Raw genomic sequence first — 20911 nt, forward strand, 5'->3', positions numbered from 1 at the left:
GCATAAGACAATTAGATTAATTCAATCGCTAAGGCAACCGCTTCACCGCCACCGATACATAGGCTAGCAATGCCTTTTTTACCGCCTGTGCGTTTGAGTGAGTTGATGAGTGTGACTACGATACGCGCACCTGATGCCCCCACGGGATGACCCAATGCACAAGCACCGCCTTCGATATTAACCTTAGCATGATCAAGGTCATTTTCTTGCATAGCAAGCATGGTTACCATGGCGAATGCTTCATTGATTTCCCAAAGATCAACGTCTTCTTTGCTCCAGCCAGCTTTTGCTAAAACTTTTTTCACACACTCGATGGGTGCGATGGTAAATTCGCTTGGGTGCTGTGAGTGAGTGGCTTGGGCAACGATACGTGCGACTGGTTTTAAGCCTTTTTCTTTGGCTTTGTCTTCTGACATCAATACAACGGCGGCTGCCCCATCAGAGATTGAGCTTGAGTTAGCAGCAGTGACTGTACCATCTTTCGAGAACGCAGGTTTTAAGGTCGGTATTTTGTCTACATTGGCTTTACCGGGTTGTTCATCCGTGTCAATGACTACATCGCCTTTACGAGTTTTGACAGTAACCGGAACGATTTCGTTTTTGAAGTGACCTTCATTGATGGCGGTGTTGGCGCGTTTTAGCGATTCGATAGCAAATGCATCCATCGCCTCACGTGTGATACCCCGTTTATCTGCCATTTCTTGCGCAAATGCACCCATTAACTTGCCGGTATCAGCATCTTTAAGACCATCTAAGAACATGGTGTCTTTGATCTCGCCATCTCCCATGCGATAACCACCACGTGCCTTTGGTAGCACATAAGGGGCGTTGGTCATTGATTCCATACCACCTGCTACCACGATATCAAACTCACCACTACGAATTGAGTTGGCACCTAGCATAATGGCTTTCATACCAGAACCACAAAGTTTGTTGACATTGACTGCGCCTGTGGCATCTGGGATACCTGCTTTACGCATCGCTTGACGCGCTGGGCTTTGACCTGCACCTGCGGTTAAGATACAACCCATGATAACTTCGTCAATCTCTTCTGGTTTTACGCCAGCACGGTTAACGGCTTCTTTAATGACGGTTGCACCAAGCTCTGGCATTGATACTTCGTTCAAATCACCTTGGAATCCACCCATTGGGGTGCGAACGCCATCTACGATTACGACTGAATTTTCCATATTAAATTTCCTTTGCGTTATGGTTTTTGTGGTGACAAGCAAACTACGACATAAATCATTACGGTCTATAAACAAGGCTGTAAACGGCAACCATGCCAATCACAATAGATGTTTTAAGTTTTGCTAATGCGATACATTTCATATTATCATAGTTAAAATGTAAATTAAACTACTGAAAATACTGTAAAATATCTCAGTCAAGTCTACCTAAATTTTACTGCATCAACTCATCCAACCGAATGCGTATCACCTTATCGGTCACGGTATCTAACGCTTCAATTTTGGCAATCGCTTCATTCATATTGCGCTCAACAACGGGGTCAACCATAATAATGACTGGCAAATCAGTGCTAGTATCATCATGCGCTGGCTGTTGCAAAATTGCATCAATACTAATTTTAGACTCACTTAAAATGCGGGTAACTTCTGCTAGTACACCCAAATCATCTTTGACTTGTAGGCGCAGATAGTAGCCTGTGATCATTTCATCGCTCGATAAAATACGTGTGTTATTTAGTGTCTCAGGCTGGAAAGCCAAATGTGGCACCAAATTGGCAGTTGAATCATTGGTCTCTGCAAGGGCGCGTACCATGTCCACCACATCTGCCATCACGGCTGATGCAGTTGCCCCTGCGCCGGCACCCGAACCGTAATACAAGGTTTGTCCAACAGGCTCTGCGTCAACCATGATGGCATTTTTTACCCCATTCACATTGGCAAGTAACACCTGTTTTGGAATCAAAGTCGGATGTACACGTAATTCAATACCTTCTTCGCCACTGTCTAAAATACGACGTTTGGCAAACCCTAAATGCTTGATACGGTAGCCAAGCTCGTTGGCATAACGCACATCTTGCTTGGTGATTTTGGTAATGCCTTCACAGTAAACTTTGTCAAATTGCAATGGAATACCAAACGCAATTGACGCAAGTAGCGTTAATTTATGCGCAGCATCAATCCCCTCGACGTCAAATGTCGGATCGGCTTCGGCATAACCCAGCGCTTGGGCTTCAGCGAGGACATCTGCAAAGTCCCGCTTTTTATCGCGCATTTCAGTCATGATAAAGTTGCCTGTACCATTGATGATACCTGCAAGCCAATCGATTTTGTTGGCAGCTAAGCCTTCACGTAAGATTTTGATAATCGGAATACCACCGGCAACCGCGGCTTCATACGCCACTTTGACGCCCTTGGCCTCCGCCTTGGCAAAAACCTCATTGCCATGTTCTGCTAGTAAGGCTTTGTTGGCAGTCACAATATGTTTGCCATGCTCGATTGCCGCTAAAATCACCTCTTTAGCCGTGGTGGTACCGCCCATTAATTCCACCACAATATCCACATCATCTTGCTGAACGATATCAAGCAAATCGGCAGATTGTTTGATGTCTGTTGGGATATCGGTACGGTTGCGACGCGTGCCTACGTGGGTAATTTTAATCTCACGTCCTGTGCGACGCGTCATTTCATCAAGGTTGTTTTGTAGTAGTTCAACCACCCCAGTACCCACAGTACCAAGCCCTAAAATCGCTAATTGAATAGGTCGATTATTCATAAAAAAAATTCTCAAATGTCAAAAATATAAAAATAAAAGTTTAAAAATTGGCTAGCTAAATATACCATGCTAACTTGTGATTGGTAAGGTATAAAATCCAATTGCCCAAAAAAATTAAAATAAAAAAACCAGCTAATGAGTACTAGCTGGTTTGTATTCCATCAGGGGTGAACTTATTTGAGGTTGAGCGCCTGTGCCAATTCAGCAGGTGGCACATAACCGCCAAGTTGATGACCTTCTGTGTCAAACACGGCTGGGGTGCCATTGATACCCAAATTTGCGCCTAACTCATAAATTTTACGTACGGGGTTACTGCAAGTCGGTGCATTGATAGGCAGGCCCAATTTGGCATCGGTTAAAGCTTTTTTGCGGTCACTGCTGCACCAGATTTTTTCCATGATAGGCATGGTTTGTTCACTACGTGGCCAAGGTAGATAACGCACTTCGATACCCAGTGCATTTACTTCATCAATTTCACTGTGGAATTTACGGCAATAACCACAATCTGCATCGGTAAACACATAGATTGCCGCTTTCGTCTGCCCCTTGGCGGGGAAGATAATCATGTCTTTTTTATCAATAGTGGCAAGACTGGCTTTCGCATCTTGCGCTTGCAAGTTCGCTGAGATATGCTCAGGTTTGGCACCACCGACTTTGATGATATCGCCTTGTACTACATATTGACCTGTCGCATCGGTAAAAAACGCCGGTAAACCTTCGGCTTTAACCCAATAGATGTTTGGCATACTGGTCGCTGTCACCGAGGTAATCTTTGCGGTGATACCTGATTCGGCTAAATTTGCCGCCAGCATTTGCTGTAGCTGTGATTCATTTTTTGTCACGGTGGCTGAGCTGCTACTCGCTTCGTGTTTCTGAGTTTCAGACTTGGCGGGTGTGCGCGATTGGGCATTATCACAACCTGCCAAACCAACCATGCCAGCCACGGCGATGACACTGGTAATTAAACGGGTGGTTAATGAGGTTTTAGCAGGATAAGTTGCAAAACGAATGAGCATGAGAAAACCCACAGAACGTTAATATAGGTTTTTATTTTACCATATTGTTATGGCGTATGAGCGCTACCCCTGTCAACTTATTGTTAACAGTCCACTAGATTAGGCTTCATATTCTCGCTTGTTTCAGTTTCAATGGACTCAAAGCAATCGGCTTAAAGCCAAATCCTATCAATTGATTGAAAATCTATTTAACAAAGTTTGTTTAACTGGTTTGATTGAAAAAATTTAACGTTTAGGCAAATAACTATTGATAAGTTGCGATACAATTTAGACATTGTGTTTGTAGAACAAATTTGTAAACTAACAAATCGTCAGCTAGTTATAACTATTATTATTTTTTCATCTTTTACTATTTTTTAGGAATTTATCATGGCAATTGCTAGTTTGTTAACCTTACTCGACGATATTAGCGTCATCCTAGATGATGTATCGGTGATGACAAAAGTCGCTGCCAAAAAAACGGCGGGCGTGTTGGGCGATGATTTGGCACTGAACGCCAATCAAGTATCAGGGGTAAAAGCCGATCGCGAGTTGCCTGTGGTGTGGAGTGTCGCCAAAGGCTCTTTAGTCAATAAAGCGATTTTGGTGCCACTGGCTTTGATTATTAGTGCGATTTCGCAAGCCTTAGTGACCGGGTTATTGATGATTGGTGGTTTATATCTGTGTTATGAAGGGGCAGAAAAAGTGGTGCACAAATTCTGGCCCCACTCTGGCAGCAATGACCCCGAGCAAGCCGAACGGGTAGCAGCCAATGCCAATGAAAGCATAGATTTGGTGGCGCATGAAAAAGAAAAAATCAAAGGGGCAGTGCGGACGGACTTTATTTTATCGGCTGAAATCATTGTGATTTCACTGGGCACCATTGCGGCAACGGTGCCTTTACTGGATAAGGCAGTAACACTGGTAGTAATTTCACTCATCATGACAGTGGGTGTGTATGGCTTTGTTGCCATGATTGTCAAGATAGATGATTTAGGGCTGCACTTACAACAAAAGTCGTCATCAGCGGCACAAAATATAGGTAAAGCCTTATTAGCCTTTGCGCCTATTTTGATGAAAGTGCTATCAATCGCCGGTACTTTGGCGATGTTCTTGGTCGGTGGTGGTATTTTGGCGCATGGCTTTGGTGCGTTACATCATGGGGTTGAGCATTTAGGTGACTTGTCAGGGGCGTTTTCAGGCTTAACCACCAACTTATTAAATGCACTGGTTGGTTTGGTAGCAGGTTTAGTGGTAGTTGCGATCATGACAGTCATTTCAAAAATTCGTAATAAGCCTGCCCATTAAACGAGTCCGCCCATTCACTGTATCTAAAATTTGTAGCTAAAATAAAAAAGCAGTTCATGTCGAACTGCTTTTTTATTGCTATACGTGCACGCAAACACGATTGAATTACTGATTGTGCTGCGGCGTTACCGACTCATCGTGTGAGGGCGCTACGTCAGTTTGGGCGGTAGTCGTCGATTTTTTAGTGACAACCACGGCATTTTCCACCTTTTTACTGGTACGCGCTTTGGGTTTGGCTGCTGGTTTTTCGCTCACCTTAGCTTTACGCGTCCGGGTTTTTGGTGCTTTTGGGGTTGCCAACGTCAGCATACCAACGGTTGCAGGTTTCATTTGCTCTGCCACACTTTCAATCATATTCTTATAACTTACCGGTGTGGTTTTACGTTTTTGCGCCGCTGCTTCTGCGCTATCTTCTACGTCCGTTTGTTCAAGCGCTTCGGTGCCAGTGTTATGGTCTAATGCGGATTCATCCGCTGTTGGCACTGAGTCAACGTCCTGATTCACTATAGCATCATCCGCTATTGTTGTCGCAGAGACTGGCTCGGTTGGTCGGTTAGCGACTGGCGCATTGTGTGCTTGCAAGTAAGCTTCGACCAATTTACCTTGCTCAATCAACGCATGACCTTTATCGCCCAAACGCGCCACAATCCATGCGCCTACGCTACCTGCTTGATAGGACAGATGGTTTTGGTTAGGCGACGCTGATTGAGTTGAGGCTGCTTCTACTTGACCTGTAACGCTGCCAGTTTCGGAGTTAGGCTCAGCAACTGACGGGTTTGAGTCAGTCGGCGCTTGAGTGACAGAAGTATTAACCAAAGAACCGCGTGGGTCATTGATGGCGCGTTTAGTTACCGCTGGTAGTGCAGCGTCAGTTTTGCCTGCTTGGCGTTGGAACTGATTGGCTGGCAAAATGGCCGTATGATAATCATCCAAATTTTGCGCGGATAGACTGGCATAGCCATAATTTCTAAAGTACTGCCCAAAACGCTGTTGTTCAGCCACTACGACATTATCTTTTGCGGGGGTAGTGGTAGTAGCAGCTTGATGATTAAAAGCATCGATGGCTTGGATAAAGCAGCTAACCACGCTGTCGGTTGCCATTTTTTCAGCGGCATTATCTAAGTACTGGTTAATAAACTGACTCACCGTACCTGAAATTTTTGTCACCGAAGTGCTCACTACAGAGGCAACTGGGCTAAATTGCGCTTGATAAGCCTTATAGACTTCGCGTGGGTCATTTTTGGCACGGCCTTGGCTCGGTGTCACTGCCAGCTGTGCTGTGGTTGGTTCAGCTGATGGCGCAGATGGTGTCGATGCTTTAGCAAGCTCGGCTACCTCGTCATTGGACACTGTAACGTTGCTAGGGTTAACTGGCGTCTCAATTGCCTGTTCGGGCATCGAAGCTGATGCTATTGGCTGCGCCTCAGGTTTTGCAATTTCCCCTTTGCTGGCATCTAGCGAGAGATGCGTTGTTTCAACCGCAGCTATAGGTTGTTGTTGTTCAGTTTTAAATACTTGAACTTGCACACTGTTGGGGTCACGTTGTTTGGTGCCTTTCGGTTTTTCTGCTCTGGATTGGTTGTTTTTTCTACCATCGACAGGGGCAACAGCGGTATCAGTCGCTGTCACATCATTGACTACAGCCGCGTTACTATCTTCATTCGCTAGTGTTGGACGACGTTCTTTGACCCCGCGGCTGTCACGGCGACTATTCGGCTCGCGTTTTGGCAGCTCACTAGTTTTAGCAGTTTTTGACGCATCGTTTGACTTGTCTTTATTACTGTCAGTGTCCTGTGATGAAACTTCCGTCTCACTCGTTTCAGATTGATAACGGTTTGGTTTTTTAGCCTTTGGTTTGCGGTTACCACGTTTACGGCGCTCAGCATCTTTATCGCTTGATTCAGCCGTGGCCGAAGGTTGTTGAGACGCTTCTTGATAAGGATTGGCGCTAGTTTCATTGGTGTTAGCTGTCACCGCAGGGATGCTTGCCGTCAATGCCGCGTAATTGATTTGACCTTGCACACCCAGGCTTTGCGCGCCGGTATTGACAAGACTTTCAATCGCCGAAGCGGCATCTTGACCACTAAAATGTGGAGTGACTTGGGCTTGCTGGGTAGGGGCAAACAAGTTCGATAGCCAAGCGACTGCTGAAGTTGCAGGCACAGTTGCGGCCGGCTGCACGGGTTGTGGCGCGGCAGCTTTGGCGGCAGTCGTATTGTTAGCAGTTTGCTGAGATTTGTTGGATGGCGTTGCAGGGTTAGGCGTGGTGTTGGCGGCGTTGCTAGCATTGCTCCAGGCATTATGATTACCTGTCGGTGCTACACGGCTGACTTCATTGTCATCGGTGTGCCAGTTGCTCGTATCGTAGCCACGGTCTTTATATTCTTGTTGTTGGCTTTCGGCGACACGCTCATAGCTCGATGGCGCGAATCCATCACTGTTATAAGTGATATTAAACTCGGGGGATTCAAGATGGGCATGCGGCAAGATAGTAATGCGCGTGCCACTTTCTTGCTCAAGACAGACGAGTGTTTCACGTTTTTCGTTGAGTAAAAATGCCGCGATGTCAGTTGGCACTTCGGCTTGTATTTCGCCATGACGCTCTTGTAGCGCCCGTTGTTCGATTTGACGCATGATGGACAAAGCAAGTGAACGCAAGTCACGAATCATACCGGTACCGTGACAACGGGGGCAGAGGTAACCTGTGGCTTCTTCAAGTGACGGACGCAAGCGTTGACGACTCATTTCAAGTAATCCAAAACGTGAAATTTCAGCGAATTGGATACGCGCGCGGTCGTTTTTGGTGGCTTCTTTGAGACGACTTTCCACTTGTTTTTGGTGGTCATCGGTTGCCATGTCAATAAAGTCAATAACAATCAAACCACCCATATCACGCAGGCGTAATTGACGGGCGATTTCATCTGCCGCTTCCAAATTGGTATTAAACGCCGTTTCTGAGACATCCGCGCCTTTGGTGGCTTTTGATGAGTTGATATCGATTGATACCAGGGCTTCAGTTTGGTCAATCACAATCGAACCGCCGCTTGGCAAACGTACTTCACGTTGGTAGGCGGTTTCGATTTGTTTTTCAATTCCAAAACGGGCAAACATCGGCTCATAGTCCGTGTATTTGCGCAGTTTATTCGCTTGCTGCGGCATCACCGCTTCAATAAAATTCGCCGCTTCATTATAAGCGTATTCATTGTCGACCCAAATTTCCGCGATATCATCACGCAGGTAGTCGCGTACGGCACGGGTGACTACGCCCGCTTCTTGGTGCAACAGGCGAGGTGAGGGGAATTTTTGGCTTTGTTGTTGGATGCCTTTCCAAATGTTTAATAAATGGTCAAGGTCATGTTGTAGCTCATCAGTGGTTTTACCAATCCCTGCGGTACGGATGATAATGCTCATGCCTTTGGGTAGTCTTAGCTCACTTAACGCTTGCTTCATCTCATCGCGCAGCTTGCCAGAGATTTGGCGAGAGATACCGCCGCCACGTGCATTGTTGGGCATCAATACCAAATAACGACCCGCCAATGAAATCAAAGTAGATAACGCCGCGCCTTTATTACCGCGTTCTTCTTTTTCCACCTGAACGATGAGCTCATCGCCTTCTTTAATCAGTTGCTTGATGTTATTGGTAGAGCGAGGGTCACCTGCTAGATACTCTGGGGCGATTTCACGAATCGGTAAAAAACCTTGACGTTGTGAACCGTATTCCACAAATACCGCTTCAAGCGATGGCTCGACACGGGTCACATGACCTTTATAAATATTGGCTTTTTTTTGCTCGCGGGTACGGTTTTCTAAATCGAAATCATACAAATGATTGCCATTGCACAGGGCAACACGGATTTCTTCGGCGTGGGTAGCATTGATAAGGATGCGTTTCATGTGTTTTCTCCTAAACACACAAAACATACGAGCGTAGATAAATGTTGCTATCAAACATTTGATGAAACAACGTCAAACAGTCTTGATTAGACTCGCTGATAGCAAGCTTAAGCGGCTTGATAACAAGGTTTGTTGTTCATCAAAAATTGCATGATTAAGTTGGATTATTGCCATAGCGAGGTTGTAAGCCTGCTAGGTAAACGCTACCGTCATGCTGGATTGGGGTTGTTGACCAAAACAATGTCTGTTTTAGGACAAATGAATGAACCCTGTTTCTCTATTGGTCAAAAAGTGTTAGCGTTAGTTTTCGCTTTAAATGGCAAGCCTGATAAGTTAGGTTTTACAAAGGCGTGGGCAATTTAAAATGGTAAATCGTCCAAAACCGTCAACCTTTATCTCAAAATCGCAACTACTGAGTTCATTTACCTAGGCGCATAATACGCTAATCGTTACCAGCAGTTTTGTGGTTGTAAGGCACAAAACCCACCATTTATCTGTTATCTCTATATATCACTAATCTTTACAAACTATTTGAACATGTTTTCAAATGACAATTATCTTCGTTACTCGTATGTCGTGTGCTGATATTGATTAAAATCAGTCTTAAAATCTATAAATTAAATATTGGCAGTTTAGTGCGCCCTATCGTGAGTCATACGGCCGTGAATAAATTTCGGCTGTATGGGCGACAGCAAAAGCGACAGTTTAATTATCCCGCATACACTACGTTGTAAGGAAGCTTAACAGGGTTTAAGTCGAATTGATGGCGCGAATTCATAGCGGCACAGGCACTAAACTGCTAAACTATAGCAAATTTTTATGTAAACGGCTATCAAAATATGACAGAGCACTCGCAGTCTCCCAAACGTCCCGCCCATCCTAACAAAAAACGCGACACCCCATCGCAACAATCGGCTCATCAAACCCCAAAACGCACGCCTAGTAAACAACCGTCTAGTAAACAACCGCAGTCTGCAGATGACGATATTTTAGATTTTGCTAAAGTCAATTACTTGACCGTCACGCGCCAGCAGCATGACCAACGTGTTGATAATTTTTTGTTGGGTCGTCTTAAAGGACTGCCGCGCTCACACGTCTATAACATGATTCGTTCCGACGAAATCCGTGTCAATGGCAAACGCTGTAAACCCCACGATAAACTGCAGCGTAATGACGTGGTGCGCATTGCACCCATCAAGCTTGCCACGCGTGAAAAACCCGTGATAAGCCCTGATTTTGCCCAGAGCTTGCTTGAGCGCATTGTATATGAAGATGAGGGTTTAATCGTGCTCAATAAACCATCGGGTATGGCGGTGCATGGCGGCAGTGGCGAGAGTTTTGGCGTGATTGAAGCCATGCGAGAAGTAACGGGTAAAAAATACCTTGAGCTGGTACACCGCATTGACAAAGATACCTCTGGCTTACTGATGATTGCCAAAAAACGCTCAACCCTTAAAACTTTACAAGAGCATTTGCGAGAAAAAACCTTGCAAAAAACCTATCTGTGTTTGGTGGTAGGTTGGATAAGTAGCGAAACACAAACCATTGATAAACCGCTACTAAAATACACGTTGCCTGCCACACAAGAAGGCAAAAGCGGTGAACGCCGTGTCAAAGTAGATGTAAAATCCGAAGATAGCAAGCCAAGCCAAACCCAAATTAAAGTGTTGCAAAAATTTGAGTTAAATGGTCAAAAAGTCAGCTTAATTGAAGCCAAACCGCTGACAGGGCGTACCCACCAAATTCGGGTTCATTTGGCGAGTATCGGGCATCCATTATTGGGTGATGATAAATACAATCCGAATGTAGCTAAAGGCGATAAAAGCGTGCGCCGCTTGTGCTTGCATGCTTATCAGCTTGCTATTCCAGAATATGAGGTGATTACAGCCGAATTGCCAGACGATATGCAAAATTTGCTAGAGAATCAACATGATTAACATGAAAAACAAATCGCTAATCATTTTCGATTGGGATGGCACGCTGATGGATTCGGTGGGCTTAATCGTCGATGCCATGCGCTATGCTGCTGAAAAGCACGGTTTAACCGTCACTGATGAAGCGACAAAATCTATTATCGGCATTGCGTTAGTCGATGCGTTTCCCATGCTATTTCCCAATGACAGCGATAAATATGATGAACTTTTAGCGACTTACTCAGAATATTATGTCAAGCATTGCGACAACGACAAACTGTTTGATGGTATTAAAGAATTGATTCAAGATTTACACGCACAAGGCAAAACACTAGCGATTGCCACAGGGAAAAAACGAAAAGGGCTGCAGCGCGTGCTACCCAATTCTGGCATTCAAGCGTTTTTTACGCTCACCAAAACCGCTGACGAAACCGCAGGTAAGCCCAATCCGCTCATGCTGCAAGCAATTTTGAGCGAAACGGGTAAAACGGTGGAAGATGCGATATTGGTCGGTGATAGTATTCATGACATCCGTATGGCAAATGCAATACAGATGGATAGCATTGCTGTAAGTTATGGCTGTGAAAAAGCCGATGTTTTGGCAAAAGAACATCCAACTAAGCTTGTGACCACAATCAATGAACTAAAACAACAGCTAATTTAGTTTAGCTTTGTGCAGATAACTAACTTCGAGTAGAATAACGGCAACTAAAAATTTTAAAAAGCTGTTAATAATGACCGAAGAACTACTCATCAACATTAGCCCATCTGAGAGCCGAGTCGCGGTGCTCGAAGATGGGATACTGAACGAAATCTTTATCGAACGCCATAGCAAACTTGGCTCAGTAGGCAATATCTACCTTGGCACAGTGGTGCGCGTATTGCCAGGCATGCAGGCGGCGTTTATCGACATTGGGCAATCACGCACCGCATTTTTGCACGTCAATGATATGCAGACCCTGCGTCCTAAGCTTTCAGCCATTGAACCGCCCAAACCGCAAAACCCCGCAATTGACAACACCTTAGACCCTGACACCACCACGCTTGCGATGACCACAACCACCTATCAGCCACCGCCTAACGAGTTGATAGAAAACCGCTTGTATGAAGGACAGCGTATCTTGGTGCAAGTGATTAAAGACCAATTAGGCAGTAAAGGCGCACGACTGACGACGGATGTGTCATTGCCTTCGCGTTATTTGGTGTACTTGCCGTATGGTGAACATATCGGTATCTCTCAGCGGATTGATGGCGATGAGCGAGAGCGGTTAAAAACACAGCTTAGCGAGCTGATGCACCAAGTCAATCTACAAGGCGGATTGATTGCCCGTACCGCTGCCGAAAATATCCCGCAATCCAAGCTAGAAGAAGATATTTATTATCTACTACAGCTTTGGCGTATGGTACAAGCCCGCCGTGAACAAACGCCGACCCATCGCCGTTTTGAGCTGATTTATCAAGATTTATCACTACCTTTGCGCGCGATTCGAGATTTGATTGGTGAGCAGACTGAAAGGGTGACGGTCGATAACGCTAGAGTGTTTGATGCTATTCGTCATTTTGCCAAAGAATTTGTCCCACTGATTTATCCACGTATTCAATTGTATGAAGGCGAGCAGGCGTTATTTGATGTTCACCGCGTTGAAGAGGATTTAAAAGACGCGCTCAATCGCCGTGTCAATCTCAAATCAGGCGGTTATCTCATCATTGACCAAACCGAAGCCATGACCACCATCGATGTCAATACAGGCTCATTTGTCGGAGGGCGTTCCCTTGAAGATACGGTGTATAAAACCAATTTAGAGGCCACCCACGCCATCGCCCGTCAGCTGCGACTGCGTAATTTGGGCGGGATTATCATTCTTGACTTTATCGATATGCAAGAGCAACAACACCGCGATGACGTGCTAGCAAGCCTGCAAGAACAGCTCAAACGTGACTATGCCAAAACCAACATCAGCGAAGTCTCAGCGCTTGGGCTGATAGAGATGACTCGCAAACGCACGCGTGAGAGTCTACAACAACAGCTTTGTGAGCCGTGTCCAACCTGTGGCGGTAAAGGGTTTGTCAAAAGCGCCGAAACCGTGTGTCTGGAGATTTTTCGCGAATTGATGCGCTGCGCCAGAACCTATAATGCCCCTAAGAAATTTACCGTGGTAGCAAACAGCGGCGTGATTGACTTGCTTGAAACCATTGAAGCGGATACAGTGGCAGAGATGGAATATTTGCTGGGTCGTCCGATTAATTTGGAGAGTGATAACCGTTTTAACCAAGAACAATATGATATTTTGCTAGATTAGCCTATTGCTTTTACCCAAAAAATCGGTATAATACAGCCCACTTAACTTATTGCAGGGCGACGAAGATGATTCGTCAATTCATAAAAGAATAAGCCCTTTAATACAGTCGCTCCATTGTTTGCGACACGAAATTAAAAAATACAGTTTCACCGACTATTTAATAATGCTATCTATGTATTGCAAGTTAATAGTTTGAGTGGGACTGAAATTTTTTTATTTTCAAAAAGTGCCTGTCAAAAACAGGTAAAAAATGCAAGTTAGGTGTTTACTCAATAACAGCTTAACACCCAACGCAAATTAACCCATATCAAACTTTATATTAGGAGCTTACTGGCATGGCTAACCAGAAAATCCGTATCAGACTTAAATCTTTTGACCATCGTCTGATTGACCAATCAGCTCAAGAGATTGTTGATACCGCAAAACGCACAGGTGCACAAGTTCGTGGTCCAGTACCGCTACCAACTCGCATTGAACGCTTTAACATCTTAACCTCACCACACGTGAACAAAGATGCCCGTGACCAATACGAAATCCGCACATTCAAACGTATGGTAGATATCGTTCAGCCTACTGACAAAACAGTCGATGCACTGATGAAGTTGGATTTGGCGGCGGGTGTTGATGTACAAATCGCATTAGGCTAACCCCTTAGGGTAACACCTATATTGAATAACAGTAAAAATTAAGAGGTTAACAACATGGCGATCGGTTTAGTCGGAAAAAAATGCGGCATGACTCGTATCTTCACAGAAGCAGGTGTTTCAATTCCTGTAACTGTTGTTGAAGTTACTGCCAACCGTATCTCTCAAATCAAAACACAAGACACAGACGGCTACCAAGCTATCCAAGTAACAACTGGTGAACGTCGTGATTCTCGTGTTAATGCAGCTCAAAAAGGTCACTTTGCAAAAGCTGGCGTTGCTGCAGGTCGTGGCACTTGGGAATTTCGCGTCGAAGACAGCGAACTTGAAGACCGCGAAGCAGGTAGTGAAATCGCTGCTGACTTGTTCCAAGTAGGTCAAATCGTTGACGTAATTGGTACCAGCAAAGGTAAAGGTTTCCAAGGTGGTATCAAACGCCACAACTTCCGTTCACAAGATTGGACACATGGTAACTCAGTATCTCACCGCGTTGTGGGTTCTACAGGTCAAAACCAAACTCCAGGTCGTGTATTTAAAGGCAAAAAAATGCCAGGTCAAATGGGTAACAAACGTGTGACCGTACAAGGCTTAGAAGTGATTTCAGTTGATGCTGAAAAAGGTATCCTAGTTATCAAGGGTGCAATTCCTGGTGCCAACGGTGGCGACGTTATCGTACGTCCATCAGTTAAAGCTTAATCAAGGGGATTAACGTGAATCTAAATACAGTAACAGGTTCGGCGGTTGAGCTATCAGACGTAGCATTTGGTCGTGAATTCAACGAAGCACTTGTACACCAAGTAGTTACCGCTTATTTAGCGGGTGGTCGTCAAGGTAGCCGTGCTCAAAAAACGCGTGGTGAAGTATCTGGCGGTGGTAAAAAACCATGGCGTCAAAAAGGTACTGGCCGTGCACGTGCAGGTTCCATCCGTAGCCCAATTTGGGTCGGTGGTGGTCGCGCATTTGCAGCCAAACCACAAGATTGGTCACAAAAAGTGAACCGTAAAATGTACCGTGGTGCCATGCAATGCATTCTTGCTGAATTGATTCGTCAAGACCGTTTAGTATTGGTTGATGACATCAGCATCTCAGCACCAAAAACTAAAGAGCTTATCGCTAAACTTAAAGACTTAAATGCCCCTAAAGCATTAATCGTTACCAATGAAGTTGACGAAAATCTTTACTTAGCTGCTCGCAATATTCCATACGTCAGCGTACTAGGTAGCACTGAAGTTGATCCAGTTAGCCTAATTGCGTTTGACAAAGTCATCATGTCTGTCGCAGCCGCCAAAGAAATTGAGGGAGTGTTAGCATGAATAACGCAAGACTATATCAGGTACTAAAAGCACCTGTATTTTCAGAAAAATCTCAAATCTTGGGCGATACTTTAGGTGTGCAAGTGTTCAAAGTTGACACCAACGCGACAAAAAAAGAGATTAAAAAAGCCGTAGAATTAATGTTTGAAGGTGTTGAAGTAGTTAAAGTTAACACTTTGAATGTTAAAGGTAAGACAAAGCGATTTGGTCGCACGGTAGGTCGTCGTCAAGACTTCAAAAAAGCCTATGTGACCTTAAAAGCTGGTCAAGATGTTCAAGTAGCCGACGTAGCAGAACAACCTGCTGCTGACAACGAATAAGGATTACACAATGCCTATCGTAAAAGCCAAACCGACATCACCAGGTCGCCGATTTGTCGAGAAAGTGGTGCATCCACACCTTCATAAAGGTCGTCCTTATGCAGCATTAGTAGAGTCAAAAGGCAAAACTGGTGGTCGTAACAACAACGGTCGTATCACTACCCGTCATATCGGTGGTGGTCATAAACAGCATTACCGTGTTGTTGACTTCAAACGTAACAAAGACAATATTCCTGCTGTTGTAGAGCGTATTGAGTACGATCCAAACCGTACTGCACACATCGCACTACTTAAATATGCAGACGGTGAGCGTCGTTACATCATCGCACCAAAAAAATTGCAACAAGGCGATACCGTTATTTCTGGTGAAACTGCACCAATTCGCCCAGGTAACTGCTTGCCACTACGTAGCATTCCAGTGGGTACAGTGATTCACAATATCGAACTTAAAATCGGTAAAGGTGCACAGATCGCTCGTTCAGCAGGTGCTGCGGTTCAATTATTGGGTCGTGATGGTATCTATGCAATCGTTCGTTTACGTTCAGGCGAAACTCGTCGTATCCACGTAAATTGTCGTGCGGTTATCGGTGAAGTATCAAACACTGAAAATAACCTTAAATCATTGGGTAAAGCAGGAGCCAACCGCTGGCGTGGCGTTCGTCCTACCGTTCGTGGTACTGCAATGAACCCAGTTGACCATCCACACGGTGGTGGTGAAGGTCGTAACTTCGGTAAACACCCAACCAGCCCATGGGGTCAAAAGGCTAAAGGCCTTAAAACACGTTCTAACAAACGTACTGACCACATGATTATCCGCCGTCGTCGCGTCAATAAGAAATAAGGAATAATTTCATGCCTCGTTCATTGAAAAAAGGTCCATTCATCGATGCGCACTTGTTTGCCAAAGTTGAGAATGCGTTAGAAACTAACTCACGCAAACCAATCAAAACTTGGTCACGTCGCTCAATGATTTTGCCACAAATGGTCGGCTTAACTATTTCTGTTCATAACGGTCGTACACATGTACCTGTTATCGTAAACGAGCAAATGGTTGGTCATAAACTTGGTGAATTCGCCCCAACCCGTACATATCGTGGTCATGGCGTTGACAAGAAATCTAAGAAATAAGGTGCTCATCATGGAAGTAACTGCAAAATTACGCGGTGCCGCCATTTCGGCACAAAAAGTACGCTTAGTTGCTGACGAAGTTCGCGGCAAATCAATCGAGCGTGCATTAGATATCTTAACCTTTAGCAACAAAAAAGCCGCTAAATTGGTTAAAAAATGCTTAGAATCTGCGATTGCTAACGCTGAGCATAACAATGGTTTAGACATCGATACATTGCGTGTTTCTACCATTTATGTGGATGAAGGTATTACGTTAAAACGTGTTTTACCACGTGCCAAAGGTCGTGCTGACCGTATTAGCAAACGTACTTGCCACATCACAGTTAAGGTAGGAGCATAATATGGGACAGAAAGTTCATCCAATCGGCATCCGTCTTGGCGTAATCCGTAAATCAAACGCTAACTGGTATGCAGATCCAAAGAAATACTCTGAATACTTAATCAACGACTTACAAGTTCGTAAATATTTAGAGAAAAAGCTTAAAGCAGCGATGATCAGCGGTATTAGCATCGAACGTCCTACGGGCGCAGCTAAAATCACTATCGCTACGGCACGTCCTGGTATCATCATTGGTAAAAAAGGCGAAGATATTGAAAGCCTACAAAAAGAACTTACCAAATTAATGGGCGTACCAGCACAAGTTAGCATTGAAGAAATCACCCAACCAGACTTAGACGCACGTCTAGTGGCTGATGGTATTGCTTCACAACTTGAACGTCGTGTCATGTTCCGCCGTGCTATGAAACGTGCTGTTCAAAACAGTATGAAAGCTGGCGCACAAGGTATCAAAGTTGAGCTATCAGGTCGTCTTGGCGGTGCTGAGATTGCGCGCTCAGAGTGGTATCGTGAAGGTCGTGTACCTTTGCATACATTACGTGCTGACATTGACTACTCAAATGTACGCGCAGAAACCACTTACGGTACTATCGGTGTAAAAGTTTGGATTTTCCGTGGAGAAGTGCTTGATGGCATGAACCGTGTATATAATCCAGTCAAAGAAGAAAAACAAGCACGTGCACCTCAAAAACGTCGTGCTCGTAATGATCGTAGCGACCGCCCACGTAGTGAGCGCCCAGCTAAAGACAGAGGTTAATCGATATGTTACAACCAAAACGTACCAAGTTTCGTAAAGTACAAAAAGGACGTAATACGGGGTTAGCTCACCGTGGTAGTAGCGTATCTTTTGGTACAATCGGACTTAAATCAGTAGAACGTGGTCGCATGACTGCACGTCAAATCGAAGCTGCTCGTCGTACAATTTCACGTCGTATCAAGCGCGGTGGTAAAATTTGGATTCGTGTATTCCCAGACAAACCAATTACCGAAAAACCACTAGAAGTTCGTATGGGTAAAGGTAAAGGTCCAGTAGAATACTGGGTATGCGAAATCAAACCAGGCAAAATGCTTTATGAAATCGAAGGGGTTTCTGACGAGCTAGCAACTGAAGCGTTCACGCTTGCAGCTGCCAAGTTGCCTTTCAAAACCACCATTGTTAAACGGACGATAATGTAATGAAGATCAGTGAACTTAAAGACAAATCAGTCGAAGAGCTGACCCAATTACTAGACGAAAAGCAATTAGAAACATTTCGTCTTCGTATGGCAAAAGCCACTGGTCAGTTAGGCAACACCCATGAGATTAAAGCAAATCGTCGTACGATTGCTCAAATCAAGACTCTTATCTCTGAAAAACAGAACACCGAAAACCAAGGGGCTTAATCATGAGTGAGCAAAATACCAACCAAGCTAACGCTACTGAACAAAGTACAGTCACTGGTAAAGTTGTCAGTGACAAAATGGATAAAACCATTACTGTACTTGTTGAGCGTCGTATTCGTCATGCCAAATATGGCAAAATGATTCGCCGTTCTACCAAACTACATGCTCATGACGAAAACAATGAGTGTGGCGTTGGTGATACTGTTCGTATCAAATCAACACGTCCACTATCAAAAACCAAATCTTGGGTGTTAGTAGACGTCGTAGAAAAAGCAGTTAATATTTAATTTAACTTAAATAGATAGTTATAATTGCAAAGCAAGTCAGTAACTGCTACAATACGCCACCTTAAAAATGGCTTATTGTGGCAAAGACTTGTTTTGCCAATTTATGGAGTAACGCGATGATTCAGACTGAAACAATGCTGGAAGTTGCAGACAACAGTGGTGCAAAACGAGTTATGTGCATTAAAGTGCTAGGTGGCTCACATCGTCGTTATGCATCAGTAGGCGACATCATTAAAGTGACTGTGAAAGAAGCAATTCCACGCGGTCGTGTCAAGAAAGGTGATGTAATGAACGCGGTAGTCGTACGCACGAAGTTTGGTGTACGTCGTCCTGACGGTTCAGTACTACGTTTTGATGATAATGCAGCTGTGTTGTTGAACAACAATAAAGCACCAATTGCAACACGTATTTTTGGACCAGTAACCCGCGAACTACGTGGCGAACAATTTATGAAAATTGTTTCATTAGCCCCAGAAGTATTGTGAGGAAAACATGGCAAAATTACGTAAAGGCGACCAAGTGATTGTAATTGCTGGCAAAGATAAAGGCAAGCAAGGTACAGTACTAGCAGTAAAAGAAGACCGTGTAAAAGTTGAAGGCATCAACATCGTTAAAAAACACCAAAAGCCAAACCAACAGACTGGCGTTGAAGGTGGTATTATCGAGAAAGAAGCATTTTTACACATTTCAAATGTTGCAATTTATAATGCAGCAACCCAAAAGGCAGATCGTATTTCTTACCAATTGAATGACGAAGGCAAAAAACAACGCGTTTATCGTTCATCTGGTGAAGTTGTGGCGACTGCATAACCATCTAAGGGTATCAGTAATGGCAAGACTTAAAACACAATATAACGAACAGCTTAAGCAAAAAATTCAGCAAGAGCTTGGTTTAGCCAACGTTATGGAAATCCCTAAAATCACCAAAATCACCCTAAACATGGGTGTGGGTGATGCGGCTCAAGACAAAAAAGTGCTTGAAGGTGCATTAGCGGATATGACGGCAATTGCCGGTCAAAAACCTGTAGTAACCAAAGCTCGCAAATCAGTTGCCGGCTTTAAAATCCGTGAAGAATGGCCAATCGGCTGTAAAGTAACGTTACGTGGCGAACAGATGTACGAGTTTTTAGATCGTTTAATCTCAATCGCTATTCCACGTATCCGTGACTTCCGCGGTTTTACAGATAAAGCATTTGATGGCCGTGGTAACTATTCACTAGGTATCAAAGAGCAAATCGTTTTCCCTGAAGTTGACTTTGACAAAATCGACCGTATTCGTGGTTTAGATATTACCATTACGACTACCGCAAAAACTGATGATCAAGGTCGTGCATTGCTTAAAGCATTCGGCTTCCCATTTAAGGGCTAACAGCAAGGATAAGGCAATATGGCAAAGAAAAGTATGATTAATCGCGAATTTAAACGCGAAGCGACTGTTGCTAAATATGCTGAGAAGCGTGCAAAGCTTAAGGCAATTATCAGCGACATCAACGCAACTGACGAAGAGCGTATGGACGCAATGCTTACATTACAAGCACTGCCACGTGATGCTTCACCAGTACGTTTACGTAATCGTTGTGCATTGACAGGTCGTCCACACGGTTATTTCCGTAAATTTGGTCTTTCACGTAACATGATTCGTGAAAAAGTAATGCAAGGTGATGTACCTGGCGTTCATAAAGCAAGCTGGTAAGGGGAAACAATATGAGTATGCAAGATACCGTTGCTGATATGTTGACTCGTATCCGTAATGCACAAATGGCTCAAAAAGCGTCTGTGACTATGCCAAGCTCAAAACTACGTAAATCAATTGCTGATTTGCTAGTAAAAGAAGGTTATGTTGCGACCGCAGAAACTCAAGAAGTTGGTACAGGTAAAACTGAATTAACCTTAGAGTTAAAATATTTTGAAGGTAAACCAGTTATTGAGACGATTAAACGTTATAGTCGTCCAGGTTTACGTCAATACCGTGGTAAAGATGCACTACCAAGCGTCCAAAAAGGTCTAGGTGTAGCAATCATCTCTACCAGTAAAGGCATCATGAGTGACCGTGAAGCTCGTGCAGCTGGATTAGGCGGCGAAATTATTGCGTTCGTGGCTTAATTAACATTAAGAAGGACAGGCATAGTTTGTTGTGCCTGTTCGTTTTTTTATCACTTTTATAGGAATTACCCGTATGTCTCGTGTGGCTAAAGCCCCTGTAGCACTACCAAATGGTACAAGTGTTACTTTGAACGGTCAGCAGGTTGAAGTTAAAGGTAGCAAAGGTACGCTAACTTTACGCCTGCATGATTTGGTCGAGCTAAAACAGGAAGACGGTACTCTAGTTATTGCTCCTAAAGCTGAAT

At 44.3% G+C, this 20911-nt stretch carries 25 protein-coding genes; 21 read left to right on the top strand and 4 right to left on the bottom strand.

The features are described 5' to 3' along the window. Positions 1–11: 11 nt before the first annotated feature. The 3 genes from RTR63_RS02285 to RTR63_RS02295 form a co-directional block, all read right to left on the bottom strand. Positions 12–1190 (bottom strand): thiolase family protein, encoded by a 1179-nt coding sequence (locus RTR63_RS02285; RefSeq protein ID WP_312522427.1) that lies wholly within the window; start codon positions 1188–1190, stop codon positions 12–14. Between the two features lie 214 nt (positions 1191–1404). Further along, positions 1405–2742 (bottom strand): homoserine dehydrogenase, encoded by a 1338-nt coding sequence (locus RTR63_RS02290; protein WP_312522429.1) that lies wholly within the window; start codon positions 2740–2742, stop codon positions 1405–1407. 173 nt (positions 2743–2915) lie between these two features. Then, a complete protein-coding gene (locus RTR63_RS02295; RefSeq protein WP_312522430.1) occupies positions 2916–3758 on the bottom strand; it encodes a DsbC family protein in 843 nt (280 codons plus the stop codon). A gap of 369 nt (positions 3759–4127) precedes the next feature. Here RTR63_RS02295 and RTR63_RS02300 point away from each other — a divergent pair, with 369 nt between their 5' ends. Continuing rightward, positions 4128–5045, top strand: coding sequence for a DUF808 domain-containing protein (locus RTR63_RS02300; RefSeq protein ID WP_312522431.1), 918 nt, complete (start codon positions 4128–4130; stop codon positions 5043–5045). 105 nt (positions 5046–5150) lie between these two features. Here the strand turns inward: RTR63_RS02300 and RTR63_RS02305 are convergent, their stop codons facing one another. Further along, positions 5151–8939: an Rne/Rng family ribonuclease gene (locus RTR63_RS02305; RefSeq protein WP_312522432.1), complete on the bottom strand. Its 3789-nt coding sequence runs from the start codon at positions 8937–8939 to the stop codon at positions 5151–5153. A gap of 839 nt (positions 8940–9778) precedes the next feature. Between RTR63_RS02305 and RTR63_RS02310 the strand changes: the two genes are divergently transcribed. The 20 genes from RTR63_RS02310 to rplF form a co-directional block, all read left to right on the top strand. Next, on the top strand, positions 9779–10876 hold the full coding sequence (locus RTR63_RS02310) for an RluA family pseudouridine synthase (RefSeq protein WP_312522434.1): 1098 nt from the start codon (positions 9779–9781) through the stop codon (positions 10874–10876). Next, positions 10869–11516 (top strand): HAD family hydrolase, encoded by a 648-nt coding sequence (locus RTR63_RS02315; protein ID WP_312522435.1) that lies wholly within the window; start codon positions 10869–10871, stop codon positions 11514–11516. The genes RTR63_RS02310 and RTR63_RS02315 overlap by 8 nt, the downstream gene beginning before the upstream one ends. Before the next feature lie 70 nt (positions 11517–11586). Continuing rightward, positions 11587–13152: an Rne/Rng family ribonuclease gene (locus RTR63_RS02320; RefSeq protein WP_312522437.1), complete on the top strand. Its 1566-nt coding sequence runs from the start codon at positions 11587–11589 to the stop codon at positions 13150–13152. A gap of 335 nt (positions 13153–13487) precedes the next feature. Beyond that, on the top strand, positions 13488–13799 hold the full coding sequence (rpsJ, locus tag RTR63_RS02325; RefSeq protein WP_007115544.1) for a 30S ribosomal protein S10: 312 nt from the start codon (positions 13488–13490) through the stop codon (positions 13797–13799). A 54-nt stretch (positions 13800–13853) separates the two neighbouring features. Then, positions 13854–14492: a 50S ribosomal protein L3 gene (rplC, locus tag RTR63_RS02330; RefSeq protein ID WP_312522439.1), complete on the top strand. Its 639-nt coding sequence runs from the start codon at positions 13854–13856 to the stop codon at positions 14490–14492. Positions 14493–14506: 14 nt separating this feature from the next. Further along, positions 14507–15109, top strand: a complete 603-nt coding sequence (gene rplD, locus RTR63_RS02335) for a 50S ribosomal protein L4 (protein ID WP_007115546.1) — start codon at positions 14507–14509, stop codon at positions 15107–15109. Next, on the top strand, positions 15106–15429 hold the full coding sequence (rplW, locus tag RTR63_RS02340) for a 50S ribosomal protein L23 (protein ID WP_007115547.1): 324 nt from the start codon (positions 15106–15108) through the stop codon (positions 15427–15429). The genes rplD and rplW overlap by 4 nt, the downstream gene beginning before the upstream one ends. Positions 15430–15439: 10 nt before the next feature. Next, positions 15440–16270 carry a 50S ribosomal protein L2 gene (rplB, locus tag RTR63_RS02345; RefSeq protein ID WP_007115548.1) on the top strand — a complete coding sequence of 277 codons (831 nt, stop codon included), beginning with the start codon at positions 15440–15442 and terminating at the stop codon, positions 16268–16270. 11 nt (positions 16271–16281) lie between these two features. Beyond that, positions 16282–16557, top strand: a complete 276-nt coding sequence (gene rpsS, locus RTR63_RS02350; protein WP_007115549.1) for a 30S ribosomal protein S19 — start codon at positions 16282–16284, stop codon at positions 16555–16557. A 10-nt stretch (positions 16558–16567) separates the two neighbouring features. Next, complete coding sequence (gene rplV, locus RTR63_RS02355; protein ID WP_007115550.1) at positions 16568–16897, top strand: 50S ribosomal protein L22; 330 nt, start codon at positions 16568–16570, stop codon at positions 16895–16897. Position 16898: 1 nt separating this feature from the next. Continuing rightward, complete coding sequence (gene rpsC, locus RTR63_RS02360) at positions 16899–17651, top strand: 30S ribosomal protein S3 (protein ID WP_007115551.1); 753 nt, start codon at positions 16899–16901, stop codon at positions 17649–17651. A gap of 5 nt (positions 17652–17656) precedes the next feature. Then, complete coding sequence (rplP, locus tag RTR63_RS02365) at positions 17657–18070, top strand: 50S ribosomal protein L16 (protein WP_007115552.1); 414 nt, start codon at positions 17657–17659, stop codon at positions 18068–18070. After that, positions 18070–18276: a 50S ribosomal protein L29 gene (gene rpmC, locus RTR63_RS02370; protein ID WP_007115553.1), complete on the top strand. Its 207-nt coding sequence runs from the start codon at positions 18070–18072 to the stop codon at positions 18274–18276. The genes rplP and rpmC overlap by 1 nt, the downstream gene beginning before the upstream one ends. A gap of 2 nt (positions 18277–18278) precedes the next feature. Next, positions 18279–18563: a 30S ribosomal protein S17 gene (gene rpsQ / locus RTR63_RS02375; RefSeq protein ID WP_007115554.1), complete on the top strand. Its 285-nt coding sequence runs from the start codon at positions 18279–18281 to the stop codon at positions 18561–18563. 116 nt (positions 18564–18679) lie between these two features. After that, positions 18680–19048, top strand: a complete 369-nt coding sequence (rplN, locus tag RTR63_RS02380; RefSeq protein ID WP_007115555.1) for a 50S ribosomal protein L14 — start codon at positions 18680–18682, stop codon at positions 19046–19048. Between the two features lie 7 nt (positions 19049–19055). Continuing rightward, positions 19056–19373 (top strand): 50S ribosomal protein L24, encoded by a 318-nt coding sequence (gene rplX, locus RTR63_RS02385; RefSeq protein WP_036593426.1) that lies wholly within the window; start codon positions 19056–19058, stop codon positions 19371–19373. A 19-nt stretch (positions 19374–19392) separates the two neighbouring features. Further along, positions 19393–19932, top strand: coding sequence for a 50S ribosomal protein L5 (gene rplE / locus RTR63_RS02390; RefSeq protein ID WP_007115557.1), 540 nt, complete (start codon positions 19393–19395; stop codon positions 19930–19932). Between the two features lie 18 nt (positions 19933–19950). Next, positions 19951–20256 carry a 30S ribosomal protein S14 gene (gene rpsN / locus RTR63_RS02395; protein ID WP_036593424.1) on the top strand — a complete coding sequence of 102 codons (306 nt, stop codon included), beginning with the start codon at positions 19951–19953 and terminating at the stop codon, positions 20254–20256. An 11-nt stretch (positions 20257–20267) separates the two neighbouring features. After that, positions 20268–20666 (top strand): 30S ribosomal protein S8, encoded by a 399-nt coding sequence (gene rpsH, locus RTR63_RS02400; RefSeq protein ID WP_312522441.1) that lies wholly within the window; start codon positions 20268–20270, stop codon positions 20664–20666. Between the two features lie 73 nt (positions 20667–20739). Beyond that, positions 20740–20911: 50S ribosomal protein L6 (rplF, locus tag RTR63_RS02405; protein ID WP_312522449.1), on the top strand; the 172-nt coding region annotated here is incomplete at its 3' end.

Source organism: Moraxella sp. CTOTU47724 (assembly GCF_032014955.1).
Classification (GTDB): domain Bacteria; phylum Pseudomonadota; class Gammaproteobacteria; order Pseudomonadales; family Moraxellaceae; genus Faucicola; species Faucicola tetraodonis.